Here is a 10,700-nt window from a genome sequence, read left to right as displayed (position 1 = left end):
GGAAGCAGGGTCGCTTGAATGGGTTAATGGGATGCGTGTACAGGAGTGGGTGCATGGAGAGTGACAGTGACTGGATAGGGTGCGAGAACTGCGGTAGTCGACAGAAGAAACACCCTGACGTGCACACGTGCGCTCGCTGCGGTTTCCGGTTCGACCCTGCGGATTCGTATGAGGAACCCGTGCCCGAACCAGTGCGACCTCCTCCACCACCTCCTCCACCTCCACCTCCAGCACCTCCACCACCTCCCCCGAAGGAAAGTGGAATTGTGGAGGGGACGGTCCGCGATGTCCAGACCCGAACGCAGGGTGGGGGCGGAGATTCGGCAAGCATGTTCGTTATGAATTTCCGGGTGGAGGAATATGACGATGCCGGCGCTCGGGTGAAACTTGTGCCGATCGAGATGAGGGGGATCATATTCGAGGGCTCCGTGGCCAACGGTGACCGGGTTCGCGCCAGTGGCCGGATGCGGTCGGGGACGCTGCGCGTGAAGAAACTGCACAACCTGACCACCGGCGCGGACGTTTCTGCCAAGCAGTTTTCGAGAATCGGGTGCGCCATCTTTCTGGCCTTCGTCGTGTGCGTGGTCGTGGTCCTGATCGTGACGTCACGCATGCGATAGCGAGGCTCGATAGGGCCGACCTCCCGCCCACCTGTGTTTCCGGTCGGGTTGTTGGGCATCTCCTGCGGTCACTGCCGTCGACGAGGGAACGGCACTCGCAGATCCACCATGTGGTAGTCGGTGGAGTCCTGGGGCAGTACGACCGCCAAGGGCGCGTAGTGATAGTCGATGCCGTGCGGTCGCTTCGGCTGAGGTCGGCCGTTGAGCCCGGTGGGCCACTCGACGTCGCCGGTGACGACCCGGACCGGAATCGTCCAGTAGTCACCCCGGCGGTACTGCGGGGCCCGCTCGACGTCTCCCTCGAACCGGACTTCGATGCCGTCCTCGAGCGGAAGCCATGTACCTTCCCTGATGCGCTGGGTACCCTCGCTGTTCACGCCCGTGTAGGTGCCGCCGTCCCTCTGCCCCCGCACTGCCGTCCCGTGGTCCCAGCGGCGTAGTAGTGGGTGACGTCCGGGGATCGTTCCGGCGTCCGGCTGGTACCGATCCTGGGCCGGCTCGTCGTCGAGGACGACCTTGCGCCTGGCTTGGTCGATCGCCTTGACGGTGTAGAGGCGGGGGTATTCCTGCTCCCACGCGTCGGCAGCGGCCCGGCAAACGGAGGCGTCGTCGAGGATCTCGACCACGTCGTCGATTTCGAGCCCCAGTTTGTCGTCCCGGCCCAGCGTCTCCAACTCGATCGATGCACCGCTGACCGCCCTGATCGGCAGAACCACCGAGCCGTTCTCCCGGGACCACTTGAACGTCGCGGTATCGGCGGTGCCGCCTTGGTGGACCTCGACCCGGTACAGCTGATTCTCCGGCCCGCGATAGCCGGACTGGGGCGGCAGGTCGCAGGGCGTGCTGTTGCCTTCGGGGTTGCGGACGCGGGCGGAGAGCAGGGGGCGAGGTCTGAACCTTCGACTGATCTGGTCGCGCAGGAACTGCGGTGCGGTCGTCATGTCGGGGATGAAGGATTCAGAGTCCAGAGTCATCCAGCACAGCTGCCAGACCACCCGGGTACGGACCGTCGTGTCCGGGCCGTGCAGCCCCAGGGCGACCTCGCGAATGCGGGGCGCTTCGACGGCCGTGACCAGACGCTCCCAGACCCGCAGGTAGACCATGAACGGGTTTGTCGGTAGCTGGTCGCGCTCCCGCCCCGGGTCGAGGTACCCGTCCGGCTGGCTCCAGTAGTCGGTGCCGTCGCATTCGCAGAGGATGCCGTCGACGTAGATCCGGCCCGGCGTCACGGTGAAGTTGTCTCCGTCGAACGTGTCGAGGCAGAACCCACCAGTGCTCTGACCACCAGGGCCGGAGGGAAACGCGACCGGCCCGAGCAAGTCGGCGGCCAGAGTGCGCATGTAGTGCAGGAGGATCGCTGTCTGCTCGTTGATCTCGGAGTCGAGCTGCACCCGTCCTTGCTGGGAAAGTACGGCCGAGAACCGTTGGGCCGGGTCGAAGGTGACCCGGGAGAAGTCTCCCTGCATGCTGTTGTGCTCCCTGACTGAACGACGCTGGCAATGGTGGACGGTGACGGAGGGGCGGCTCGCCGCTCGGGCGACGCTCTCATGTGGCGAAACGGATTCCCGCGTTGCAGCCGGCCGGGGTGTATTCGGCGAGGCGGGCGTGCAGGTTGTCCTGACGCTGCGGACGGAACAGGTCGTGGAATGCCCCCGGTTCCGATCCGTCGTCCGCTGCGCGCCGGATCTCCTCGGCGCAGGTGTCGGCGAGTTGGACGTAGTCGGGTGTGCCGTACCGGGTGCTGGCGAACTTCAGGACGACGTGGTCCGGGTCGCCCGAGTGCTCGGGCTGGCAGTACAGACGGAGCGGAGTACGGGAGCCGGGCGGCAGCCAGCAGAAACGCACACGGCCTTGTGTCTGCCGGGCGATCTGGACGTCCCCGTCCAGCAGAGAGTTCTCCAGCGTGCCGACGGCACGCGTGTGGACCGAGCCGATGACGGTGGTGCGCCGTGCCGTGAGGACGGCGTGTGCGTATCGGTCCTGCGAACCGGCCAGTGCTGCGCGTTCCCGGTGGGTGGCGTCGAGCACGGTGTCGGAGAGGAAGAGCCGGCTGGGTTCGGTGGCTTCCTCGTCCTGGATGACGACGATGCTACCGAGGATGCTGTGCTCGACCTCGACGCAGACCGGTGTGTCGATCAGTTCCAAGGCTGCCTCTTCGGGCGCCCGTGGCAGGCCACGCGGGTCGAGGTCCCAGCCGGGCACGAACGTGCAGTGCCGGATGATGAGTTGTCCCACCTTGCCCCGGAGCTGGATGCTGCCCCCGGTGACCATGAGGCCGTCGAGGACGATGCGGGGCAGCGGTCCCTCGCCCCGCCTGGTGCCGGTGATCCGCAGGGCGGCGTCCCGGTCCTCTGACGGGTCGAGCAGTGCGAGCACCGGTCGCGCACCGTCGTCGGCGCGTAGGGTGAGATGGTCTCCTGGTTCGAGAAGGATGTCCGTGAGGTCGTGATGGACGTCGTTCCCGGTGATTTCGACGATCGCTTCGGCAGGTGAGGGCTGGTGCCGTTTATCGGCGCGCCAGCGTTCGATCGCGTCGGTGATCCGGTGATGCGCCTCACCCGGACCCACCCGGTAGCGAGCGACGGTCGGGCCCACGGCGTTGCCCGGACGGGGGTATTCGCCGCCGCCGAAGTCGCCGGCGAACGCGTGATGGTAGGTCACCCGGACGCCTTGTCGCAGGTCGGTTTGCTCGGGAAACATGATGCGTCCGAGAACCGGGTCGAGGGCCACCTGTCCGGGGCGTGGGGAGTAGCTCCACTCGGACAGGTCTGTGGACACGATGCGGTCGAGGGGTACTACGTCACTGTCGGGGTCCGGTCCGGTCCATACGCACAGGCTCTTGAGCGGGCCGTAGTAGTCGTAGAGCCGTTCGGTCAGGGCCCTGCGCCGGATGGGCGCCGGGACGTTCATCTCGTCCGCGACATGGCAGGCCGATGGTTCGGGAACCGGCTTGGTGAACAGCTGGGTGTCGTTGCCCAGGATGCTGAAGGTGTAGCACGATCCGGCCTGGTCCACGCAGGACGCCGGGGCCCGGGTCACCGCATGGGCCCGCAGGCGCCACACGTGGAGGCCGACACCCGGGATGCCGTAGTGGCCCACGCGGCGGGTGGAGTCGGTGCGGGGGACCTCGACGGTGTGGGCCAGTTCGTCGAACGGCCCCTCGATTCGGTCCAGGACGTCGATACGGCGCAGGTCGACCAGGCCGCCGCGGCGCAAGCGCCGCCGTGCGTCGTGGTCCTCGGTGGCGTAGCGGCGGATCGGCTGGGTGACGGCGAGCAGACGGCGGTATTCGACCGCCCGGCTGGGCCAGTCCGCCACGTCGGCGGCGAGGTCCTCGAGCAGGGCGAGGGTGCCTTTGCGGCGGCGGTTGGCGACGGTGTTCGCGACCTCTCTGCGGGGCACGGCTGCGGCGAGCAGCCCGTCCGCCGGTGAGGAGCCGTCGGAGAGGGCGGCGGCCGTCCCCGGCAGCGTGCGGTAGCCGACGAGGTCGCCGAGGTAGGGCACCACCCAGTCCTCGCAGGTCTCGATGAACCAGTTGTCGTGGAGCTGCTCGATGTCGTCCTGGACGATGCGAGCCTGTTCGGCGATGACCGAGAGGAGCTCGTACAGCCTGCTGCCGTGGTCCGCGTCGAGCCTGCGGTGGAGGGCGGGCAACAGCGCGTACAACTGGTCGGGAGTCATGGGATCCTCCGCAGGACGAGGGTCTCGGGCAGCGACGGATCGAGGAGTACGAGCTCGGCGGGGCGCAGGGCGCGCCGCACCACCATCGGGGAGCCGGGGTCTGGGGAGATGCCGTCGGGATTCAGCAGGGCGAGTTGCTGTTCCGTGAGTCCGTTCACCGCGGCCACCGATGCTGTCGTTTCCCCGGGGGCCGGTGTGTAGAGGGAGTCGCGGTATCCCGCGGGGTGGCCGGGTACGCAGGGGGCGGCCGTGAGTTCTTGGGCGAATCGGATGACGCCGGCCGCGTCGACGTCGTCCCCGACACCGCCGAAGGCGTCGACGTCCACGAAGTCGACTCCGGGGACAGTTTGCGCGGCGGCGATGGCGGCGCTGAGGAAGACCGGCTGGGCCAGCTCTGCCGCGGCGAATCCCAGCCGGGCCGTCAAGGCGTCCCGGACCGCCTGTTCGACCATGTCCCGCGAGTGGTCGGGCAATGTCCGGACGCCGAGTGACAGGACGAGCCGTACCCGTTCGCAGGCTTCCACGCGCACCGGCAGCGCCGGATCACCGTACTGGCTCAGGGCCGACTGAAGGGCGTCCAGGAGCAGTGAGCCCGCGTCGAGGGGGGCGTCGCCGGCGGCGGCGATCGTGACGTGCACGAGCTGGCGGGTGCCGTCGGGGCAGCGGCGCGCGGCGGCTTTGCCGACGCCGGCGAACGCCAGAGCGAAGTCCTCGTAGTCGCGGACCGACACCAGTCGGTCGAGGGCGCTGAGCCGCAAGGGGACACAGCGGCGGGCGTCTTCGCGGCCGTCGGCGTCCGTGCCTCCGGTGGCGGGCAGCGGGTTGGTCACGCCGCTGACTCCAAGGGGCCTGCTGACCACGTGGTTGACCTGTCCCGCCGCGACATTGGCGGAGCTGCCTCCACCGATGCGGTAGTGGGCCGTGACGTTCTCCGCACCGGTCGGAAGTCGGGAGCCGTGGCGGCCGTCGCCGAATTCGACGGCCGCTGTGCCGTCGACACCGAGGCGCAGTCGGTAGACGGGAGTGGCCGGGTCGGCCTCGGTCAGATCGGCGATCCGGGGCCAGGCCACACCGGCGACCCGGACGGTCAGGGTTTCCTTTGCGCCGTCGGTCGTGCGGGCGGGGAGCCAGGTGAGTGGCCGTTGACGCAGCGGGAAGACCTGGCTCGCCTGCGTGGCGTCACCGCTGCCGAGGATCTCGTTTCGGGTCTCACCCGCGGTCGCGAACACGACATTGCCATGAATGAGCACGGTGTCCCGGCGATAGCGGTAGGCGAGTTTTGTGGTCAGAGCGAGCGTGCTGCGGCTGAAAGGGGTTGCGTCGAGTCCTTGACGCACTCCGCCGAGCATGACGAGTTCGACGCCCGGGACTCCGGAGACCTTCGGGATGTCGGTGCGTTCCCCGGAGACGATCAGCCAGCGACCGGGAGTCAGGCCCTCGTAGGTGCCGGCGAGTTGGATCTCGTCACCGGCGAGCTCGGAGGTGTCCGGGGGATCTGCGAGGTGAAGCGTCTCGCCGGCGGCCCAGACGGTCGTGGCGCGTCGTGCGGGAAGGTCGTCGGGATCTTCGGTCCACGGTTCGGCGAGTTGCAGACGGGTCACCCTTGCGGCGTAGTGCTCGTCGGCGACGGCGAGTTGCGCGACGGCGGTCACCTGAATGATCCGGGTCTTCGTCCGGTCGTCCGTCTGCCGCACGGCGATCCAGCTGCCGGGCAGGATCATGTCGTACACCGCGTCCAGCAGGAGAACGTTCCCCTCCTCGGCAGAGCGCTCCTGTTCGGGCCCGTCGGAGGAATCTGCGGTCCTGAGGAGCCGTCTGACCCGTGCCGCGTCAGGGATCGTCGCCCCGAGGGGTGCTGCCTTCACGCGGAAGCACTGGACGCCCGACGGATCGGCGGCGGTGGCCGAGACGGTGCTCAGGGCACGGTAGAGCGTTTCGGTGAGCCGGGGGTTGCTCGCGGTGAGCAGACGCGACATGGAGTCGGACTTCGGGCTGAAGAGGGCGGTGACGGGGGTGGCCATCTCACTGGGATTGCGAGGAGGCCGTGACGGGGACCTTTCGAGCGCATGCAGGACCTGACGGCCCAGGTTCACGGCATCGACGAAGGGTTCCCCGTCCGAGCGGGTCGAGGAGTGCTTGCCGACGGCGTCCGTGGGTGAGCCCGTCACCGCCTCGGCGGCAGTCCGGACGGCCGCGACCCGGGCGGTGACCTTGTTCAGCAGGTCGGCCGCGTGCGCCGTGTCGGCCTGGGCCCCGGAGAGCCGCTCGCGGAACTCCTGCAGTTTGTCGTCGAGTGTTGCGGCCAGTGCGTCCGGATCGCGGAGGATGTCTCCGGCGTGCAGGACTTCGCGCAACCCTCTCAGGAAGTCCTCGAACGGTTTGGCCGGTAGCGGTTTCCGTGTCGCTCTGTCCACGTCCTCGCGAAAGGCCTGTACTTCGCGGTTCAACTGCTGGACGGGGCCCGGCGCCCTGAGGAGTACGGTGGTGCGCGCGCGGGCCGGGTCCAGTCGGGTGCTCTCCACGAGACGGGTGATGTTCCGACTGGGGTCGCCGAACGTGAAGAGTAGACGGTCGCCCGCGCCGAGGTTGGGCTGCAGGCCCTCGAGTTCGAGCGACGGCATGGTCGCCGCGGCATCGGGATCGATCGACGCGGAGGCGGTCGCACGGACCGGAAACTGGTTCCATTCGGCGCGGGCGGTGAGATCCTCCGCGGTCTCGAAGATCTGGGGCAGTCCACCGGGCGGCGGGGCGCTCTTGACCTGGGATCCGGCCGGGATGGTGCAGCGGGTGCCGGCATCGAGGGTGTAGGCGAGGAACGTGCCTGCGGCGAGTGGGGGACGAGGTCGGTGTCCGACCAGCCGTCCGAGCCTGACCAGGGACTCCTGCTCGGTCGCGGTGCGCAGGTATCCCTCGTTGGCGATCCGTTCCTGATAGAAGGTCAGGACGTCGGCGATCAGGGCCCAGCCCTCCACCAGGGCGATGGAGGGATCGTCGGGCTCACGGGTGGTCAGCTGGGCGAGTGACGCGTGATGGGTGCTGGACAACCCGGCGAGCATCGACCTCAGGAACTGGTCGTAGGTACCAACGCGGTACCGCAGCTGGGGCAGGGCGGGCCGGTTCCAGACCTGTGCCGGAGTGGTGGTCGGCCGGGGGCTCGGGCAACTGCCGCAGAGGCAGGCCGGGGGGCTCATCGCCCTCCTCGCAGGTCGAGGGTCACCCAGCCGTTCTCCGGCCGGGTGGAGTCGCCGTCGAGCCGGGCGATCTCCAGGGGACGCAGCCTGAGCACGCCGGAGGGCGGGACATCCGGGCCCGGACTCGCCCCGTCGTTCGTGAGACGGTGCAGACGGCGCAGCCGGGTCACCTCGGCATGGCGGACGCCGGGAATCGCGGCCGCTGCGGCGACCAGCGCACTCGTCCGTACCGGCGTGCCGAAGGTGAGGGCGTCGGGATCGAAGAAGCCCAATCCACCGTCGGGTTGCGGGCCGGGGCGCAGGGCCCGCAGCAGGGCTTGGCGGACATGACCGGCGATGTGATCGGGGTCGACGAAGACGGTGAGGGCGACGTCGAGGGGCACCTGAAGGGCAGGTCCGGTGACCACGTCATGGCCGATGCGGCGAAACCTGTGCAGGGACAGCCGCACCTCCTCCGACAGTCTGTGCGGCAGATCGGACGTGCCCTCGGCGTCGAGTGCGACGTCCGCCTCGTACCAGCTTCCTGTCCAGCGCAGGGTGGCGGCGGCCCGTTGTACTCCGGGGTGACGGGCGGCGAGGGTCTGGTAGTCCTCGGCGGTGACGGCCCGCAGCAGTTTGCGCAACGGCTCGCGCGGTGCTGCCAGCCGCACCTGCGCGACGGGTTCGGGGTCAGTGCCACCGGTCGCGGGCAACGGATTGCGAACCCGGACGACGGCGTCCAGCAGGGTGGAGCGGGACGCAATCCTGTTGATGGCTTCGCTGCCGACGTTGCCGGCCCGGCCGTGGCCGGTGCGGTAGGAGGCCAGCAGGTTCTGTCCCGGAGGCGGTGCGGTTCCGTTCCGGCCGTCTCCGAACCTGAGGTTCAGCTGACCCTGGTCATCGGTCTCGCCCACCACATGGCGGTCGCGAGGGCCGCTGGCCAGCAGGTCGCGGCGTGGCGTCCAGGCATCGGTCCCGCCGTCGGTGTCCGCGGCCCAGATCCGTACGGCGGGCAGGGCCTCGCGCGGGTCGGGACGCAGGGCGGCGCACGCCGGGCCGTGCAGTGCGGGGTTGTCCGGGTCGATCAACCGGGCGGCGTCCTCGCCCCAGGTCTGTGCGAGTTCCCAGCCGGTGTCGGCAGGCTCGAGCACATAGCCGGACCGGGCCTGTCGGGCCAGTGCTTCGAGCCGGCGGAGTTTGGGATCCAGGTACTCGTCGAAGCGCGAGAGCAGCCGAGCGAGGTCGAACCTGGAACCGTCCTCGTCGCGCACCCTGGCGAGGAGGCCCGCCTCGAACAGTGTTTCCAGGAAGTCGCGGTCGGCTGCGGACAGGGAGGCACCCGAGCGGTGCATGCCGCTCAGCCGTTCCCGGGCGCGGGCGGCCAGGCGGGACAGCTGTCGGTGTTGCCCGGCGCAGACGTCTGCGGGGCGTGGGTAGGGTGCGCACCAGGTGACCTGCGCACCGGTCAGCGGCGCCGCGAAGTGACGAGTGGTGGGGGCGGGGTCCGCACTGGGGCACCTTTGCTCGGGGCCGCGCTCGGCGGGTCCATCGATCGTTTGGGGCCCACTGCCGGGGACCCAGGTGTTCTCGATGCCGTGCTCCACCAGAACCGTGTTCCCGCGGGCGACGGCGACGTTCTTCGGCTCACCGTCCGGTCCGCAGCGGGTGGTGACGCACAAGGGGAACGCGAGGGCGTCCTGGCGAGCCCATTCGACATCGAGGACCTTGGTTTTGTAGAGCACGTCGATGCCCTGGGTGACCCGGGTGAGGCGGACGGCCTGGCGGTGAGTGGGGTCGCGGTCCGCCTCACTGCCGGTCCAGGGGTCCAGGTTCTCCTCGAGCACAAGCACATCGCCGGGGGCGAGCAGCAGCGGGCGGTCCTCGCCTTTCTCGTCCGGTCGCTGGTCCAGCAGTGTGGCCCGGGTGGTGCCGACGGGCAGCCAGCACTCCTGATCGCCCCAGGTCCACAGGCCGATGCTGTTGTGTTCGCGGCGCAGCACGATGTCCCGGCGTTCCAGCGGCCGGTACACGGGGGTGTGGCCGACCGCAAGCAGCTCGGCCGGGATCAGCGCGCCCGTCTGCGGGATGCGGCCCGAGGGGAAGGCGGTGAAGGCGAGATCGTCGGGCTGCAGGGTCAGCCGGCTGCTGGTCTCGACACAGACGAAGGTGCGGGCCGCACAGCCGTCGTGCATCGGATAGTCGACCAGGCGGGCATGGCGTCGTACGGAGGTGCGCAGCCGTGCCGTGTCGAGGTACGCCTCGGTGGCCACGGCGTCCTGCTGATAGCTGAGCTGGTCGCCGACGTGGGCGAGGAGTTCGACGATGGTGACGCCGATGTCGGGAGCGCGCCGCTCCGTCCATTCCGGCATGGTGAGGGCGAGTCGTTCGAGCAGCAGACGGCGAAAGCTCGCGTAGTCCTTGGCCAGGTAGTCGATGGCCGGTGCCGGAGGGATCTCCGCCCGAGCGATGCCGCCGGCCGGGGCGCGGTCCGCAGTCTCGGGGTCGGCCTGTTGGAAGGAGAACTCGAAGCAGTCGTAGCAGCGGTCGAAGCCGTGCCCGAGTGCGCGGAGCCGATAGGTGGACCCGTCGCCCGGCCCCTCGAGTTCCACGGTCAGGGAGGTCGCCGGGGCGTCCCCGGACTCGGGGTCGGCCGGGCCGGTGACGGAGACGACCCGGATGCCGTTGCCCCGCCGTCCGCCCTCGACACGGAAACTGTGCCGGTCCAGCCGCTCTGGGAGTCTGCCGAAGAAGAGGACGCTGAGACTGCGCCGGTCGGCGCCGACCGAGACGCTCTCGATGCCGGCCAGCCCGGCAGCCCATACGGCGGCTCGTCGCGGCTCGTCGTCACAGAGCTGACGGGCGCTCATGACGAGGTCCCTCCGCGCATGAGCACGGTGTGACTCTCCCCGGTGGCTGTCAGAACGTAGTTCACGGAAACGGTCAGGGCCGACTCCTCGGTCCTGACGGCCAGGGAATCGACGGTGAGCAGGTCACCGAGCCAGCGCTGCAGGGCAGCCTGCGCGGTCATCTCGACGGCCGCCGCAAGTTCCGGGCCGTTCTGGGCGAATACCAGGTCGAGCAGACCGCAGCCGAAGTCCGGCCGGTTCACCCGTTCACCGGGGGTGGTGAAGAGCACCTGCTCGACCATGTCGCGGACATGGTCGGCGTGTTGGGTCGTCGCGGTCCGACCGCTCGCGTCGACGTTGTAAGGGAAATCGATGTGCATCGC

General features: G+C 69.2%; 6 protein-coding genes. 1 reads left to right on the top strand and 5 read right to left on the bottom strand.

Translation table 11 applies throughout. The annotated features are described in order from the left end of the window. Positions 1-338 precede the first annotated feature (338 nt). Entirely contained in the window at positions 339-620 is a 282-nt protein-coding gene (locus tag ACFWBT_RS05690) for a hypothetical protein (protein ID WP_385696306.1), read from the top strand. Between the two features lie 68 nt (positions 621-688). Here the strand turns inward: ACFWBT_RS05690 and ACFWBT_RS05685 are convergent, their stop codons facing one another. The 5 genes from ACFWBT_RS05685 to ACFWBT_RS05665 form a co-directional block, all read right to left on the bottom strand. Then, positions 689-2,086 carry a DUF6519 domain-containing protein gene (locus tag ACFWBT_RS05685; RefSeq protein WP_385696304.1) on the bottom strand — a complete coding sequence of 466 codons (1,398 nt, stop codon included), beginning with the start codon at positions 2,084-2,086 and terminating at the stop codon, positions 689-691. A gap of 79 nt (positions 2,087-2,165) precedes the next feature. Beyond that, the gene (locus ACFWBT_RS05680; RefSeq protein ID WP_385696302.1) at positions 2,166-4,301 is read right to left on the bottom strand and encodes a hypothetical protein; all 2,136 of its coding nucleotides are present in this window, start codon (positions 4,299-4,301) and stop codon (positions 2,166-2,168) included. Then, positions 4,298-7,492 (bottom strand): putative baseplate assembly protein, encoded by a 3,195-nt coding sequence (locus tag ACFWBT_RS05675; RefSeq protein WP_385696301.1) that lies wholly within the window; start codon positions 7,490-7,492, stop codon positions 4,298-4,300. The genes ACFWBT_RS05680 and ACFWBT_RS05675 overlap by 4 nt, the downstream gene beginning before the upstream one ends. After that, positions 7,489-10,338: a putative baseplate assembly protein gene (locus tag ACFWBT_RS05670; protein WP_385696299.1), complete on the bottom strand. Its 2,850-nt coding sequence runs from the start codon at positions 10,336-10,338 to the stop codon at positions 7,489-7,491. The genes ACFWBT_RS05675 and ACFWBT_RS05670 overlap by 4 nt, the downstream gene beginning before the upstream one ends. Then, positions 10,335-10,697 carry a GPW/gp25 family protein gene (locus ACFWBT_RS05665; RefSeq protein ID WP_385696335.1) on the bottom strand — a complete coding sequence of 121 codons (363 nt, stop codon included), beginning with the start codon at positions 10,695-10,697 and terminating at the stop codon, positions 10,335-10,337. The genes ACFWBT_RS05670 and ACFWBT_RS05665 overlap by 4 nt, the downstream gene beginning before the upstream one ends. Positions 10,698-10,700 lie beyond the last annotated feature (3 nt).

Source organism: Streptomyces sp. NPDC060027, from assembly GCF_042737005.1.
Taxonomy (GTDB): Bacteria; Actinomycetota; Actinomycetes; order Streptomycetales; family Streptomycetaceae; genus Streptomyces.
Note: the sequence above shows the minus strand (reverse complement) of the source record. Positions and strands in the feature narration are given on the sequence as shown.